Below are 14,504 nucleotides of genomic sequence, written 5' to 3' on the forward strand. Positions count from 1 at the left end.
AAAAAACACTATTTCAATTTCATACTACCACCACGCAAGCCCACCCGGCCGCCGGATTGGTTCCCTGACCAGCCGCCTCAGAATTCCCAGCGCACAAAGGCTTCAATGCCCTCGTATTCGGGCAGGCCGAGTTGGTCGTAGATTTTGGCCGTGGTGCGGTTGCGGGCTTCACTACGCTGCCAGAATTCGCGCTGGTCGGCGCCGGGAAACAGCGGCCGGTCCTTCTGCGACTGGTGCTTGAAGATGGCCCGGCGCTTGCGCGTGAGCTCCTCGGGGCTCAGGGGCACGGCCATTTCGATCTGGTCGACGTCCCACTCCTGCCAGGCCCCGCGGTAGAGCCACACCCAGCAGTCGTTGAGCCACCCGGTGTCGGAGTCGCGCAGGCGGCGCACGGCCTCGAAGATGGCGGCCAGACACACCCGGTGGGTGCCGTGGGGGTCGCTCAAGTCGCCGGCGGCGTAGATCTGGTGGGGCTTGATCTGGTTGAGCAGCTCCATCGTGAGCCGGATGTCTTCCTCCCCGATGGGCTTTTTGCGCACCCGGCCGGTTTCGTAAAACGGCAAATCCATGAAGTGGGCGTTGTCGTCGGGGATGCCCGCGTAGCGGCAGGCGGCCTTGGCCTCGCCCCGGCGGATGAGCCCCTTGATCTGCTGCACCTCGGGCGAGTCAACCTGGCCCGGGGCCTTGTTTTTCAGAAAGTCGGCCACCCGCTGGTAGAGCGTTTCGGCGGGCTGCTCGTCGAGGCGGAAAGCCGCGTCGTAGTCGGCCACGAACTCGGCGAAGCGCAGGGTCTCGTCGTCGAAGACGGCAATGTTGCCCGAGGTCTGGTAGGCCACATGCACGTCGTGGCCCTGGTCGACAAGGCGCAGCAGCGTGCCGCCCATCGAAATCACGTCGTCGTCGGGGTGGGGCGAGAAGATGAGCACCCGCTTGGGAAAGGGCGCGGCGCGCTCGGGCCGGTAGGTGTCGTCGGCGTCGGGCTTGCCGCCGGGCCAGCCCGTGATGGTGTGCTGAAGCTGGTTGAAGACCCGAATGTTGATGTTGTAGGCCGGGCCCGACTCGGCCAGCAGTTCGGAGAGGCCATTTTCGTTGTAGTCGCCGTCGGTGAGCTTGAGAATGGGCTTTTCCAGGCTACGGGCCAGCCAGGTCACGGCCTTGCGCACGAGCGCCTCGTCGGCCCAGGCGCAGGGCGCACCCGCCAGCCAGGGCGTTTTCTGGGCCGTCAGCTCGGCCCCGGCGGCCTCGTCGAGCACCACATCCACGCGGGGGTGCTGCTGCAGATACGTAGCGGGCACCGAGTCGCTGGGTTCGCCTTCCACCATGCGCTTAATCACGGCAGCCTTGCCCTCGCCCCAGGCCAGCAGCACGATGCGGCGGGCTTCGAGAATGGTGCCCACCCCCATCGTGAGGGCCCGACGGGGCACGTTTTCCTCGCCGTAGAAGTCGGAGGCGGCGTCGGTGCGGGTGATGTGGTCGAGGGTAATGAGGCGGGTGCGCGACTTGGGCCCCGAGCCGGGCTCGTTGAAGCCGATGTGCCCCGTGCGCCCGATGCCGAGCAGTTGCAAGTCGATACCGCCGGCGTCCGCAATCCGGGCCTCATAGTTCCGGCAGAACTCCCCCACCTGCTCGGGCGCCAGCGTGCCGTCGGGAATGTGCACGTTTTCGGGCCGGATGTCGACGTGGTCGAACAGGTACTCGCGCATAAAGCGCACGTAGCTCTGCAAGGAGTCGGGCGCCATGGGGTAGTACTCGTCGAGGTTGAAGCTGACCACGTTCTGAAAGCTCAGGCCATCCTCGCGGTGCAGGCGTACCAGCTCTTCGTACACCCGCGTCGGCGACGAGCCGGTGGCCAGGCCCAGCACCGCGGGGCGGCCTTCCTGCTGCCGGGTCCGGATCAGCTCGGCAATGGTGCTGGCCACGGCCACGGAAGCCACTTCCGAGTCGGGGTGGATGGCAACGGACAGCGCGGGGGCGGAAGTGGGCACGAGCATCATACGGATGGAGGAAAGGGTGAAAACGATAACCGGCGCCCCGCGTACTGCACCTACGCGGCGCTATTTTCTGCTTAAAATACCATATATAGTTTTTCTGCCGCAAGAGCTTTGATTCCTTTATCAGCGCTTTTTTCAGCCATTTGCCGACAAATCTTCTACCTTCTCTTCGCGTAGCCAGCATTCTCGGCCTTCAACGGGCCGCTGGGCCGCAGCACGGCCAGCCAGAACCGCGCCGGCGACCTGAACTCCGGGGATATTGCCAGCATGACGGTGCTCAAAGGGCCCGCCGCCGCCCTCTACGGCCTGCGTGCCGCCAACGGGGCCGTGATTATCACCACCAAGAAGGGCGCCGCCGGCCGTACCAACATCAACTACCGCACCCAGTTCTCGGTGGATGAAGGCCCCCCCTGCCCGGCTGCTGAGCCGGGCTTTTTTGTGCTTCAAACGGCCGCAACGCCGCTACCGTCCGCCGAAGAGGCGGGCGAAGAAGCCGCGCTTCTTGGGCTTGACCTTGGTTTTGACTTTGGTCACGGTGGCCGTTTCGGTGGGCTTCACCGCGGGGCGCGGGGCGGGCAGCGGCGGGCGCACGGCCGGGGCGGGCTTGGGCGGCACCACCGGGGTTTCGGCGGGGGCCTGGGCCACGATAACTTCGGCGGCCTTGCCCTGGGTGGTCACGCGCAGCGGTCGGCTTTCGTTGTGCAGACGGTCGACGGCCGTGAGGTAGTAGGCGTAGTCGGTGCCGGGCACGGCGGCGGTGTCGACCAGCGTGGGCGAGATGCCGGGGCGGGCGGGTACCACCGCCAGAATGTTGCGCGGGTCGTCGGGCGTGGGCGTCTGGTCTTTGGTGAAGCGGTACACCACGTAGTAGCGGGCCAGGTCGCCGTCGGGGGCGGCCGGGCCGGGCTGCCAGGTGAGGGTAATGGCGGGCGCGGCCCGGGTCAGCACCAGGTTCTGCACCGGGCGGGGCGGCACGGCGTCGAGCCAGGGCATGGTGGGCACCAGCGCCGGGTAGCGAAACAGGTTCTGCCGCAGCGTGTCCTGCATGTGCAGCGGGTTGCGCAGCAGCGACTTCGAGCTGAAGAACACGCTGCCGCTGACTTCCGTCGGGTACGAGCGGTTCAGGCGGATCTGCTTGGGCATTTCCCGCGGGGTGCGCCACGACGTATCGGAGCGGGTGTTTTCCAGCATCCGGTAGAAGCCCTGCCCGATGTAGAGGTGGCGGTCGAAGTGGTTACGGGTCCACCACTCGAGCAGCACCGGGTAAGGCACCAGCTTAAACGTGGAGCTCCAGTAGAGCTGGGGCACGATGTAGTCGATCCAGCCCTGCTGCAGCCACAGGCGGGAGTCGGCGTAGAGGTTGGCGTAGCTGGGCTGCCCGGCGCGGGTGTCGGAGCCCTCAGGGTGGGCGCTCTTGTTCATCCAGACCCCAAACGGCGAGACGCCGAACTTCACCCAGCGCTTGGTACCCTGAATCGTGTCGTGCAGGCTTTCGATGAGCTTGTTCACGTTCTGCCGCCGCCAGTCGGCCAGGGCCAGGCCCTCGGGGTTGTACTGCTGGAAGGCCTGCTCGTCGTGGATTTTCTGGCCTGGCTCGGGGTACGGATAGAAGTAGTCGTCGAAGTGGATGCCGTCGATGTCGTAGCGGCGCACCACGTCCAGAATCACGTCGGTGATGTGCTGGCGCACGGCGGGCAGACCGGGGTTGTAGAGCAGCAGGCCCGCGTAGCGGATAAACCACTCCGGGTGCTGGCGAAACGGGTGCGTGGGCGCCAGGCGGCGCGTCACGGAGTCCATGCTGGCCCGGTAGGGGTTGAACCAGGCGTGAAACTCCATACCCCGCAGGTGGGCCTCCTCGATCAGAAAGGGCAGCGGGTCGTAGCCCGGGCTCTTGCCCTGCTGCCCGGTCAGCCACTTGCTCCAGGGCTCCAGCTCACTCTGGTAAAAGGCATCGGAGGCGGGGCGCACCTGCACAAAGACGGCGTTGATGCCGTTGCGCTGCTGGATATCGAGCATGCGGCGGTACTCGCGGCGCTGCTGCTCGGGCGTGAGCGTGCGGTTGCTGGGCCAGTCGATATTCTCGACGGTGGCAATCCAGACCCCGCGCATCTCGCGCTTGGGCGGGGCGTCCTGGGCTTGGAGCAGCCGGGGCAACAAGGTCAGCAGGAAAACGAGGCGAAGGGCAAAAACCAGGAGGCGACTAGCCGGGAACAATCGAAGCATCAGCACGGAAACGGGAAAAACGTCCGCAAATTACGCAGCCCGGCGCGGGCGTGCACGGTTAGATTCGGGCCAGCGCCCGGTTTTTCCGTTGCCGGCCGTGCCTCTCTCCTTTAGCTCAACTCGGCAAAATCCAGGTCCAGCAGGTCAAATTCGGCCCAGCGGTGAAAGTCGAAGTGCCACCACTCCCCGGCGTAGTTGCCAAAGCCGTGGCGGGCCAGCACGGTCAGCAGCAGGGTGCGGTAGTGGCGCACCGCGGCCGGCACCGGCTCAAAGTCGGCGTGGGCGGCGGGCGTGAAGTCGTCGAAGTCGGTGGGGGCGGGCACGGGCCGGCCGGTGGCCAGCGTCACCAAAGCCGCGTCCACGGAGCAGCCCCGGTTGTGGCGGGAGCCGCGCCAGGGCGGGGCGGTGTAGGTTTCATTTTGTACGTGGTTCCACATGCGCACCGTGGCGCGGTAGGGCCGGTAGGCATCGAAGACCAGCAGCCCCAGTCCGTGCCCGGCCAGCTCCCGCTGGGCTTCCCGCAGCGCCTGAGCCGCCGGCCGCCGCAGATACGCGGCCGCCCTGGCGTAGAGCGGCACTCCCAGCAGGTTGTGGGCCGTGGCGTAGCGGATATCCAACCGCAGGCCGGGAATAAAGCCGCTCAGATCAACCAGGGCCTGCTCGGGATTCTGCCGCACCCACTGCCGGTACTGGGCCGCCGTCAGCACCACGGGCGCGCCGGCCGCACTGGGCGAAACGTCAGGGCTGGTCATAGGGAAGCTTGAAGCGGCTCAGGGCGGCGGGGGCGACGCAGCTCCGCGTTGAGCGGATACTGGCCACAAACTCGTAGAGCCGGTTAAAGGTGTCATTATCACTTACCAGCAGCACCTTGCTAATGTATTGCCCGATACTGGCCTTGCCAGTGGCGCTGCTTGTATCACGCTCCACGCGGGTTTGCCCGACAAAGGTCGAATCGATGCGCAGCGGGGAGTTGAGGGTGAGGCCGGGAATCCGGTAGCGCAGCCCCCGCAGCTTTTGCAGGGCCAGCACGGCGGCGGGCAGCTTCACGGTGCTGGCCGGGTAAAAGTACTGCCGGGGCCGCCCCCCGTAGCGGAACGTGCGAAAGTGGGGCCGGTTGCGGGCGTCCCGGTCGATGCGGGTGGAAAGCACCTGCAAGCGGTAGCGGCCCGGCTCCCGCCCGACCCGGCCCAGCCGCGTGGCGTCGGCGCGCAGCAGGCGCGGCAGCGGATTGCCGCGATGGGCTTGCACCGGGGCCGCTACCACTTGCAGCCCGACCACAATCCACCCCAATCCAAAACGAGAAGCCAGCATACGCCGGAAAGATACGCTTCCGGGGCATGCTGGCTTCACTTCGGGGCAAGTCACTAAAGAGCTTACTGGCCTTTCGGGCTGCCGTCTTCGTCGGAGTCGGGGCCGCCTTCGAGGCCGTTGGTCTGGCTGGCGTCGCCGTAGCTGCCGCGGATGCCCTCACCATTGCCCAGGTTGCTCTGGGTGCTGGTGGGCGGCGAGGCTTCGCCGGCGGCGGGGCTTGCGGCCGCCGCCGAATCGTTCTGGCGGCCTTCCTGCTCGGAAGCCGCGCTGGGCGTGCTGGGGGTGGACTGGTCGGGGGTGGGGTTTTCGGGGGTATTGGCCATGGGAAACAGAATCAGGAGGGGAAATAAAAAGGGAAAGGCAAACCGGCGTAGTCCGGGTTGGAAGCGGGGTGAATTACAGCGGAACCTGGCCGGTTTCGCCACCCGACACGCCGGTGCCGCTGCTGGTAGTGCTGCCGCCTACGTCGCCCTCGGCGGCATTGCCAGGCGCGTCGTAGGTTGTCCCGTGGGCCACGTTCTTGCCCTTAATGGCAGTGCCGCCCACCGTGCCGCCGCTGCCCGAGTTGTCGTCGGCGTTGGCTCCGGTGGAGTGGTCGCCGGGGGCCTGGCGGCCGTCGGGCTGAAATTCCTGGTTACGGCGCTGGTCTTCGGTTTGCTGGTCGAGCGGGGACTGGGAGGTGGGTTGGTCGGGCATGGGAGTAAGGCTAAGGAAGCGGAAGAAAACACCGGGGCCACGGCGGCGCACCGCCCGGCCCTTATGCTATACGCGCGCCCGCCGGCCTGGTTCGGGCTGGGGGTTTGCCGGACTTTACCCATCTTGCCCGGCTACTTACCCGTCATTATCCGCCCCTTCCGCTTATGTCCGCTCCTCCCGGCACCGATTTCTACTCTGCCAAATCCGATACCGAGCTGCTCTTTATCACCCAGAACGCCGCCTACTACCACGCCGAGCTGGTGCAAGCCGCCCGGCGGGAGCTGCTGCGCCGCGGCGTGGCCCCCGACCGGCTCCTGCCCCCGGCGGCCCCCGCCCCTACCTTCGACGAACCGGTGGAAGCACCCGCGCGGCCCTGGCTGCGGCCGGTGATGGGCGCCGGGGTGGCAGCGCTGGCCCTGGTCACTTACCTGTTGTGGCCGGCGCCCGCGGCAGCGCCGCCCAAGCCCCGGCCGGCGCCCCCGGCCGAGCTGGTAGCCGTAGAAACCCACGTGCTGCCTTCCTTTGAGGCCCTCACTGAAACCCAGCTGCGCCAGATGCCCGCGGCCCTCCCCCCGGCGAGCAGGCCGACACCGCCGCCCGTCGCAAATACCTGCTGCTGGCCCGCCGCTTCTGGGACGCCGAAAATCAGTCGGCCTACCTCTACGACCAGGTGCGGGCCGGCCGGGTTGCCCCCACCCTGCCGGGGCAGATTGACCTGACCCTCGACAAGTGGCGGCGCCTGACCAGCGTGCTGGTGTACGACCATAAGCTTCAGCCCGGCATGACCACCCGCGTGCAGCTCATGCAGCAGGCCGCCCGGGTGCGGCGGGAATCCCTGGCCAGCATGAGCCGGCTCTACGGTCGGGAGGAGCTGCCGCTCAACGACGAGCTGGTCTTTCTCAACGACTCGGTGCAGTACATCCGCCAGATCTTGCTGGGCGTGCCCGCGGCCCGGCGGCAGCGGCCCCGGCGCCAGCACCACGACTTCAGCGCCCTGACTCCGGAGGTGACCGTGGTGCAAACCCTGCCCGACCCTCACGGTATTCACAACCCACTATACATACTCGACGGGGAGTTCCTGCCCAGTGACCCAAGCTCGGGCGCGGCCCCGGCCGTGGTGCGCGCGCTGAAGCCCGAGCAGATCAGCCGGATTGCGGTGCTCAAGCCCAAGCGGGCCACCGAGCTCTACGGTCCCCGCGCCCACGACGGAGCCGTGGTTATCGTCACCCAACCGGGCGCAAAATAGGTCCGGGCTTAAATCTTCTGCGCCGCTCGGCGGTTGCTTGCGTATGGCCCCAGTTTCTTCCCCCGACGAGCTCTTTGCCCAGAAAACCGACGCGGAGCTCTTATACCTGGCGCAGAATGCGTTGCGCTACCCGCCGGCAGTAGGCGAGGCGGCGGTGCGGGAGCTCCAGCGCCGGGAGCTGGTGCCCGCGGCCCCGCGGCCCGGCACCGGCCACATTCTTCCGGCGCCGGCCGTGGAGCGGGGCCTGCTGGCCGAAATCGGGCAGCAGCTCTTCGGCTTGTCCCGGACCTACTTCGTCACGCCCCTGCTGCTACTGCTCAATCTGGCCGTGTTTGCCGCCATGGTGGCCCAGGGCATGGATGCGTTTCATCCCGCGGCCAACACGCTCATTGCCTGGGGCTCCAATTTCTCCCCCCTGACCCTGCACGGGCAGCCCTGGCGGCTGCTGACCAGCTGCTTTCTGCACGGGGGCGTGGCGCACTTGCTGCTCAACTCCCTGGCCCTGCTGTTTTTGGGCCGCCTGAGCGAAACACTGGTCGGGCCGGGCCGGCTGCTGCTGACCTACCTGCTCAGCGGCATCGGGGGCAGCTTGTTTAGCCTCTGGTGGCACTCGGCGGGCATCAACTCGGTGGGCGCCTCGGGGGCTATTTTCGGGCTCTACGGCCTAGTGCTCATGCTGGCTCTGACCGGCGCCGTGCCCATGACCAAAGCTCAGCGCTACAGCCTAATCTGGCTCGTGCTGCTGCTGGTGCCCGGGGAGCTGGAAGCCGGCCTCAAAGCCACTACCGACAATGCCGCCCACCTCGGTGGTCTGGCCACCGGCCTGCTCGTGGGCGGAGTTTTTAAAGCCGTAGGTCCCCGCCGCTGAAAAACAAGGCGTTGGCAGCCGGATTAAGTTGGGGTTTATTGGGCTAATCAGCCGGCCGGGAATACCTTTGCGGCCGTCGTGCAACGTTTTAGCTAGGCTGCTCATCTTCTCCCCAACCCTTATTTCATCCGCATTATGAAAACAGCACTACTTCGCTTCTCCCTGCTGGCCGCGGCCGGCCTGCTGACCCTGGGCACCGCGCGCGCCCAGCAAGCCGTGTCCAACGGCACGCTCGAAACCTGGGTGACCCGCCACGGCGACGCGCCCACCGACTGGCTGACCTTCGACGACGCGCTGGCCGTGGCCCTGCCCGGCTTTCCGCTGCCGCCCAGCGGGGGCGTTACCAAGTCCACAGATGCCCACGCGGGCAGCTTCGCGGCCAAGCTCACCTCGGTGAACCTGACGTTTCCGCCCGTCGTCGGACCCGGCCTGCTGGCGTTGGGCACTAAAATCACCCAGAACGACGTCGACGCTGACACCCTGGACCTGGTCGGCGGCCTGCCCTACACCTCCCGCCCGGCCCGCATGCAGTTCTACTACAAGTTTGCCGGCACCGTCGCCACTTCCGACGACCGGCCGACGGCCAGCGTGGCCCTGACCCGCACCGTGGGCGGTGTGCGCCAGCTTGTTGCCAAGGGCCGGTTGTTTTTGCCCACTACTGCTACTACCTACACCCTGGCCACCGTGCCGCTGACCTACAAGTCCAGCGTCGTGCCCGACTCCATCCACATCGTGTTTGCCTCCGCCGACGTCACCTACGACAGCAACAGCGACTTCACGGCGGGCAACTCGCTCTTCATCGACGACGTGGTGATGACCGGCACGGCCACCGCCACCCGCGACGCCCAGCTCCAGGCCGCCGTGGGCGTGTATCCAAACCCGAGCACCACGGGGCTGTTTGCCCTGGCCGCCACCACGGAAACCAGCCTGCTCACCGGCGCTTACACCGTAACCGATGCCCTGGGCCGGGTGGTGCTCAGCCAGCCCGCCCAACCCGCCAACGCAACCGGCACCCGCCCCGTAGATCTGCGGAGCCAGCCGGCCGGCGTGTACTCGCTGCGCCTCGACACGCCGCGTGGCCCGGTAATGCACCAGCTCCTGATTAAGTGACCGACTCCCCCGCCCCTTCCGAGGACTCCCCAGACCGCCCTTCGCGCTGGCGCCGCTTGTCGGCGGCTGCCCGAAGGGCGGCATTGTTTCCCGTGACGGGCATTGACTACCTCTACCGCACCGGGCAGGCCTACCGCCATTTCACGCTGCCCATCCTCAACGGGGCCATCGGCGACCAGCTAGCCGCCCGTCACGACCCGCGCGCCATTGCGTTCAGCTTGCGCCGCTACGGCCAGGACGTGGCCGTGGCCGACCTGCACCTGCCGCCAGCGCCCAACAAGACGGTGGTGTTTCTGCACGGGCTGATGGGCGACGAGCTGATCTGGCAGGCCGGCTTCCCCGACGCGCCCCGCTACGGCCCCCTGCTTCAGCGCGAGGCCGGGGTGCAATGCCTGTACGTGCGCTACAACAGCGGCCTGCACATTTCCGAAAACGGCGAACAGCTCAACCAGCTCCTCACCGAGCTCGTGACAGCCTACCCGGAAGCCACCCGGGAGTTGGTACTCATCGGCCACTCCATGGGCGGGCTGGTCATCCGCAGCGCCGGCTACTACGGTACCCACCCTGAGCTGGCATCCTCAGACCCTTCGGCTCAGCCAGCGGCTCCGCTTTCCGGCCCCGGGTCCGAGGGCCCCGAGGCACCCAATGCACAACCCACTGCCCGGCCCGAAGCGCCCTGGCTGGCCCGGCTGAAATCGGTGTTTCTGCTGGGCGTGCCCAACGAAGGCTCGTTTCTGGAGCAGAACAGCCACCTCACGTCGGTGGTACTGCGCAAGGTGAACGTGGCCCCGACCCGGTTGCTGAGCGACCTGATTGACCAGCGCAGCAACGGCATCAAGGACTTGCGCCACGCCCTTCTCGTGGCCCAGGACTGGCAGCACCCCCACGCCAACGACGTGCTGTTTGCCCCGCGCACGGTGGTGCCGCCCCTGCCCGGGGTGAGTTACCACGTGCTGGTGGGCTCCTTGCTCAAAACGGCCGGCTCAGCCCTCGACCACTACTTCGGCGACGGCCTCGTGGGCGGGGGCAGCGCCATCGGCCGGCTCTTCGGCGACCCCGCCCGGCCCGCCGATACCAACATTCGCACCCGGGTTTTCACCCAGCAGCACCACGGCAGCCTGCTTTCCAACCCGGAGGTGTATGCCTACCTGCGCGAGTGGGTGCGCTCCCCTGCCCCGCCCGAAGCCCCAACCGGTACGCCCGAAGACCTGACCGGGACGACTGAAGCTTCAGCCAGAACAACCGAAGCCCCGGCCGGCACGACCCAAGCTCCAACCGGAGCCCCCGAAGCGCCGGCGGGAACGACCGAAGCCTCAACCGGGACGACCGAAGCACCAACCGGCAGCTAATCTGAAGTATCGGGGGAGCCGCGCCGGTCTTCGGGCCCGCAAAAAGCCCCGTAGCACTGGGCGACGGGGCTTTGGCACTACTTGGCTGAGCGGTTGACCGGCTACTTCAGCATGATTTCCTTGAAATCAGCCCCAACGACCACGCCCGGCAGGGCAGCTCCGGCTTCGGCGGCCACTTCCCCGCTCACGGCCGCCTGGCCATCTACCATGACGGTGCTCGGCGCGAAGGGCAGACCGTGCAGAATGAGCTGGTAGGTCGTGAAGCTGGGCTGGTAGTCGCCTTCGATGGTCTGGGTGAGCGTGAGCGTGGTATCGGTGCCGGTGAGGGTGAAGCGGCGGGTGCTGCTCTGGCCCTGCTGGTAGCCGTAGCCCTCGCCGCCGTCGTCGTAGACCACGCTGCTTTGCACGCCGTTTTTGAAGTATACGTGCAGGGTCAGCTCCTCCACCTTTTTCTCGCCCACGTACTGCATCAGCGGGTACATTGGCAGCACGGCCCCGGCCTGCACGAAGAGCGGAATCCGGTCGAGCGGGGCGCTGGCCCACACTTCGGCCCCACCCTGCCGGAGTTCGTCGGTCCAGTAGTAGAACCAGTCGCCGCGGGGCAGATACATCCAGCGGCCGTCGGCCCCGGCCTGAGTGATGGGACAGATCAGCAGGTGGTCGCCGAGGCCGAACTCGGCCATGCGCAGGTAGGTTTCCGTGTCGTTCTGGTCGAGGAAGGTGAGCGGGCGCAGCATGGGCGTGCCCTGGCTCACGTACTGCCAGAACGTGCTGTACATGTAGGGCAGCAGGCGGTAGCGCAGCTCAATGAACTTGCGGACCAGGTCGGTGGTGGCTTCGCCAAAGCTCCAGGGTTCCTGCTCGCCGTGGTCGCCGGAGCTATGGGTGCGGAAAAACGGGTGGAAGGCCGCCAGCGCCACCCAGCGGGCGTAGAGCTCCCCGTCGGGCGTGTCGATGAAGCCGCCCACGTCGGAGCCGATGAAGCTGAAGCCGGAGATGCTCAGGCGCTGGCACTGGATGTTGGCCAGCCACAGGTGCTCCCAGGAGGCAATGTTGTCGCCGGTCCAGCCCGAGGAGTAGCGCTGCCCGCCGGCGTAGGTGCTGCGGGTGATGGTGAAGGGCCGGTTGGGGAAGCTGAACTGCTTCACGCCCGTCGCCGTGGCCCGGGCCATCTGCATACCGTAGATGTTGTGGGCCTTTTTGTGGGAAGCCGAATGCCCGTCGTAGTCGAAGCGCACGTCGTCGGGGAAGGTGCCCTTCTCGAACACGGCCGGCTCGTTCATGTCGTTCCAGACCCCGCGCACCCCGTCTTCCTGAATCAGCCCCTTGAACAGGCCGGCCCACCACTCGCGCACGGCGGGGCGGGTGAAGTCGGGGAAGTTGCAGAGCCCGGGCCACACCGAGCCCTTCATCAAGGGGCCGTCGGCGCGGCGGCAGAAAAAGTCCTTTGCCAGCGCCTCGGTATAGACCGGGTACTGGGGGTCAATCTTGATGCCCGGGTCGATGATAACGACGGTCTTAAAGCCATCCTCGGCCAGCTCCCGCACCATGCGCTTGGGGTCGGGGACGTGCGTGGGGCTCCAGGTAAAGCACCGGTAGCCGTCCATGTAGTCGATGTCGAGGTAGAGCGCGTCGCAGGGGATTTTCCGGTCGCGGAAGCCCTGGGCAATGCCCTTGAAGTTGCTTTCGGGGAAGTAGCTCCACTTGCACTGGTGGTAGCCCAGGGCCCAGAGCGGGGGCAGCTCGGGCGGGCAGGTCAGGCGGGTGTACTCCTGGGTGACTTCCAGCAGGGAGGGGCCGTAGATGAAATAGTAGTTCATCTCCCCGCCCTGGGCCCAGAAGCTGGTCACGTCGGCCCGCTCGGCGGCAAAGTCGAACGAGGCCTTGAAGGTGTTGTCGAAGAAGATGCCGTGGGCAATCTTCTGCTGCAGCTCCTGGTAGAAGGGAATGTTCTTGTAGAGCGGGTCTGAGCCCTTGGTGTAGCCGTAGGTGTCGGTGCCCCAGTTGGTGAAGCGCTTGCCGCGCAGGTTCATGTTGTCGGGCTTGTCGCCGAGGCCGTAGTAGTGCACCCCGCTCTGCACCTGCTTGCTCATCTTGACGATGTCGTTGCCGGTTTCGTCGTCGTACTCCCAGTGGAAGCCTTTCTCGTCGGCGCTGAGCACGTTGCCCGAGCGGTCGAGCACCCGCACCCGCAGCGTTTCCTTGCTGATGGTGCAGATCAGGCGGTCGGTGGTGATGCGGAAGTGGTCGGGCTTCTCCCGAAACTCCAGAAACTCCGGGGCCGGGCGCGGACTGTCGGCCGGCACGGCGTAGCTGAAATCCTGGGCGAAGCCAACCTCGGTGGCGTAGCGGAAGCGCAGAATCTTGTCGGTAATCACCTGCACGCTCAGCTGCACGCCGTTGTCGCAGGAGAACAGAAAGTCGTGGTCGTGCTGGATGCCGGTCAGCACCTGGCCGGGGAAGAACTCCTGCTTCCCTTTCGCAGCCAGGTCATTGACCATGTAGTTATTTTCCTGAATCATGTCAGCTCGTGGAGATGGGGCCAAGAAGGCGGGCAAAAAATATTCCGGCGGGGCCAGAGGCGCCGCACGGAAGCCTGCAAGGTAAAAAACGATTCCCGCGATTTTTGCCTAACATTACCTTCCCATCCCAAAAATGGCCTTCACACCTAGCATGGCGGCCTTTTACCCCGTTTTTTCTTTTCCGCCGTCCGTTCGAGCTATGAAGTTACAGCCCGTCAAAGTATTGCTGTTAGGCTGGGATGAAATGCCCCCTGCCCCGGCCCAGCCGGTGGCCCCCAGTGCCCTCACCCTCGCCCACAGCCTGTCGGCAAAGGCCGTGGCGCTGGCCGTGCTGCTGCCCCACCTGCCCGCGGGTCAGGTCCCGATTCCGCAGACCCAGCTAACCGGCCTGGGCAACCTCGACCCGCAGCTGCTGGCCACAACCCAGCGCCCCGCCGGGGCTTGGCAGGCCCCGGCCGCGCCCTACGCCGGCGCCGCCAGCCCCCCGCCAGCTCCTGCCGAAGCCGCCGACCCAACCACGGCGGCCCCACCCGCGGCGGACAGCAGCTTCACGGTGACTACGGCCGCGCCCCGGCCCCTGCGGCCGGCCGCGGCGGGCGGGCTGGAGCAGCCCGAGCTGGCTCCCGCTGGTCGGGAGGTTGGGGCTGAGCCCGGCCCGGCGGAAGCCAGCGCCCTGAGCCAGCCCGCCGACGAACTAACGCTGCCTGAACCGGAGCCAACCATACCGACGCCGGCGGATTCAGCCGCCCGGCAACCCCTGGTGCGGGCTCTGGCCGCGCTGCGCAACGACGACGACGAGTCGGCGGCCGACCTGAACTTCCGCGTGATTCAGTACGCCCGGTTTGCCGCACCCCAGGCCGCGGGGCAGGAGTTTGCCGTGATTTACGCCGCCGACTGGCCCGCTTGGCTGGCCGCCCTCGAAATCCGGCAGCTCACGGGCCGGCCGCTGGTGCTGCACGTGCAGTCGTTGGCCGCCGACCGCAACACGCCCGCCGACCGGGGCTGGGCGTTGGAGCTGGAACGCTTAACTTTGCGCCGGGCCGACCTGATTCTGGCCGCCACGCCTGCCGTGGCGGACCGGCTGCAGGCCACTTACGGATTTGCCGCCGGCCGCTGCCGGGTGGTGGCTCCTGACGACACGCAGGCTCTTTACGAGGTGCTCAACAGCTTTTCACCCGCGGATTAGCG

At 66.8% G+C, this 14,504-nt stretch carries 13 protein-coding genes and 1 pseudogene; 7 read left to right on the top strand and 7 right to left on the bottom strand.

Annotated elements, in window-relative coordinates:
- Positions 1-77: 77 nt before the first annotated feature.
- Complete coding sequence (gene nagB, locus EWM57_RS11390; protein ID WP_129921272.1) at positions 78-1,994, bottom strand: glucosamine-6-phosphate deaminase; 1,917 nt, start codon at positions 1,992-1,994, stop codon at positions 78-80.
- 264 nt (positions 1,995-2,258) lie between these two features.
- Here nagB and EWM57_RS21935 point away from each other — a divergent pair.
- Positions 2,259-2,324 (top strand): annotated as a pseudogene (locus tag EWM57_RS21935) (hypothetical protein); the annotation flags it as partial.
- A gap of 129 nt (positions 2,325-2,453) precedes the next feature.
- Here the strand turns inward: EWM57_RS21935 and EWM57_RS11400 are convergent.
- The 5 genes from EWM57_RS11400 to EWM57_RS11420 form a co-directional block, all read right to left on the bottom strand.
- A complete protein-coding gene (locus EWM57_RS11400) occupies positions 2,454-4,214 on the bottom strand; it encodes a glycoside hydrolase family 10 protein (protein ID WP_129921273.1) in 1,761 nt (586 codons plus the stop codon).
- Positions 4,215-4,324: 110 nt separating this feature from the next.
- The gene (locus EWM57_RS11405) at positions 4,325-4,966 is read right to left on the bottom strand and encodes a M15 family metallopeptidase (protein WP_129921274.1); all 642 of its coding nucleotides are present in this window, start codon (positions 4,964-4,966) and stop codon (positions 4,325-4,327) included.
- The gene (locus tag EWM57_RS11410; RefSeq protein WP_129921275.1) at positions 4,953-5,525 is read right to left on the bottom strand and encodes a hypothetical protein; all 573 of its coding nucleotides are present in this window, start codon (positions 5,523-5,525) and stop codon (positions 4,953-4,955) included. The genes EWM57_RS11405 and EWM57_RS11410 overlap by 14 nt, the downstream gene beginning before the upstream one ends.
- A 62-nt stretch (positions 5,526-5,587) precedes the next feature.
- On the bottom strand, positions 5,588-5,848 hold the full coding sequence (locus EWM57_RS11415; protein ID WP_129921276.1) for a hypothetical protein: 261 nt from the start codon (positions 5,846-5,848) through the stop codon (positions 5,588-5,590).
- Positions 5,849-5,921: 73 nt separating this feature from the next.
- Entirely contained in the window at positions 5,922-6,221 is a 300-nt protein-coding gene (locus EWM57_RS11420; RefSeq protein ID WP_129921277.1) for a hypothetical protein, read from the bottom strand.
- A gap of 164 nt (positions 6,222-6,385) precedes the next feature.
- On the opposite strand from EWM57_RS11420, the gene EWM57_RS11425 reads away from it, so the two are divergent.
- The 5 genes from EWM57_RS11425 to EWM57_RS11445 all read left to right on the top strand — a co-directional run bounded on the left by EWM57_RS11425 (position 6,386) and on the right by EWM57_RS11445 (position 10,794).
- Complete coding sequence (locus tag EWM57_RS11425) at positions 6,386-6,940, top strand: hypothetical protein (protein WP_129921278.1); 555 nt, start codon at positions 6,386-6,388, stop codon at positions 6,938-6,940.
- On the top strand, positions 6,892-7,467 hold the full coding sequence (locus tag EWM57_RS11430; RefSeq protein ID WP_129921279.1) for a SusC/RagA family TonB-linked outer membrane protein: 576 nt from the start codon (positions 6,892-6,894) through the stop codon (positions 7,465-7,467). Before EWM57_RS11425 ends, EWM57_RS11430 begins: the two co-directional genes overlap by 49 nt.
- Before the next feature lie 43 nt (positions 7,468-7,510).
- Complete coding sequence (locus EWM57_RS11435) at positions 7,511-8,335, top strand: rhomboid family intramembrane serine protease (RefSeq protein ID WP_129921280.1); 825 nt, start codon at positions 7,511-7,513, stop codon at positions 8,333-8,335.
- A gap of 135 nt (positions 8,336-8,470) precedes the next feature.
- Positions 8,471-9,445, top strand: coding sequence for a T9SS type A sorting domain-containing protein (locus EWM57_RS11440; RefSeq protein ID WP_129921281.1), 975 nt, complete (start codon positions 8,471-8,473; stop codon positions 9,443-9,445).
- Positions 9,442-10,794, top strand: a complete 1,353-nt coding sequence (locus EWM57_RS11445; RefSeq protein WP_129921282.1) for an esterase/lipase family protein — start codon at positions 9,442-9,444, stop codon at positions 10,792-10,794. Before EWM57_RS11440 ends, EWM57_RS11445 begins: the two co-directional genes overlap by 4 nt.
- Positions 10,795-10,895: 101 nt before the next feature.
- Here EWM57_RS11445 and EWM57_RS11450 read toward each other — a convergent pair whose 3' ends face one another.
- Positions 10,896-13,316: a glycoside hydrolase family 31 protein gene (locus EWM57_RS11450; protein ID WP_129921283.1), complete on the bottom strand. Its 2,421-nt coding sequence runs from the start codon at positions 13,314-13,316 to the stop codon at positions 10,896-10,898.
- Between the two features lie 244 nt (positions 13,317-13,560).
- On the opposite strand from EWM57_RS11450, the gene EWM57_RS11455 reads away from it, so the two are divergent.
- On the top strand, positions 13,561-14,502 hold the full coding sequence (locus tag EWM57_RS11455) for a glycosyltransferase family 4 protein (protein ID WP_129921284.1): 942 nt from the start codon (positions 13,561-13,563) through the stop codon (positions 14,500-14,502).
- The last annotated feature ends 2 nt before the right edge of the window (positions 14,503-14,504 follow it).

This window comes from Hymenobacter persicinus, from assembly GCF_004167665.1.
Taxonomy (GTDB): Bacteria; Bacteroidota; Bacteroidia; order Cytophagales; family Hymenobacteraceae; genus Hymenobacter; species Hymenobacter persicinus.

Bases quoted from the DNA above. Each gene is read 5' to 3' on its own strand.
- EWM57_RS11420 (WP_129921277.1), bottom strand. From the start codon at position 6,221: ATGCCCGACCAACCCACCTCCCAGTCCCCGCTCGACCAGCAAACCGAA.
- EWM57_RS11410 (WP_129921275.1), bottom strand. From the start codon at position 5,525: ATGCTGGCTTCTCGTTTTGGATTGGGGTGGATTGTGGTCGGGCTGCAA.
- EWM57_RS11455 (WP_129921284.1), top strand. From the start codon at position 13,561: ATGCCCCCTGCCCCGGCCCAGCCGGTGGCCCCCAGTGCCCTCACCCTC.
- nagB (WP_129921272.1), bottom strand. From the start codon at position 1,994: ATGATGCTCGTGCCCACTTCCGCCCCCGCGCTGTCCGTTGCCATCCAC.
- EWM57_RS11400 (WP_129921273.1), bottom strand. From the start codon at position 4,214: ATGCTTCGATTGTTCCCGGCTAGTCGCCTCCTGGTTTTTGCCCTTCGC.
- EWM57_RS11415 (WP_129921276.1), bottom strand. From the start codon at position 5,848: ATGGCCAATACCCCCGAAAACCCCACCCCCGACCAGTCCACCCCCAGC.
- EWM57_RS11405 (WP_129921274.1), bottom strand. From the start codon at position 4,966: ATGACCAGCCCTGACGTTTCGCCCAGTGCGGCCGGCGCGCCCGTGGTG.
- EWM57_RS11435 (WP_129921280.1), top strand. From the start codon at position 7,511: ATGGCCCCAGTTTCTTCCCCCGACGAGCTCTTTGCCCAGAAAACCGAC.
- EWM57_RS11450 (WP_129921283.1), bottom strand. From the start codon at position 13,316: ATGATTCAGGAAAATAACTACATGGTCAATGACCTGGCTGCGAAAGGG.
- EWM57_RS11440 (WP_129921281.1), top strand. From the start codon at position 8,471: ATGAAAACAGCACTACTTCGCTTCTCCCTGCTGGCCGCGGCCGGCCTG.
- EWM57_RS11425 (WP_129921278.1), top strand. From the start codon at position 6,386: ATGTCCGCTCCTCCCGGCACCGATTTCTACTCTGCCAAATCCGATACC.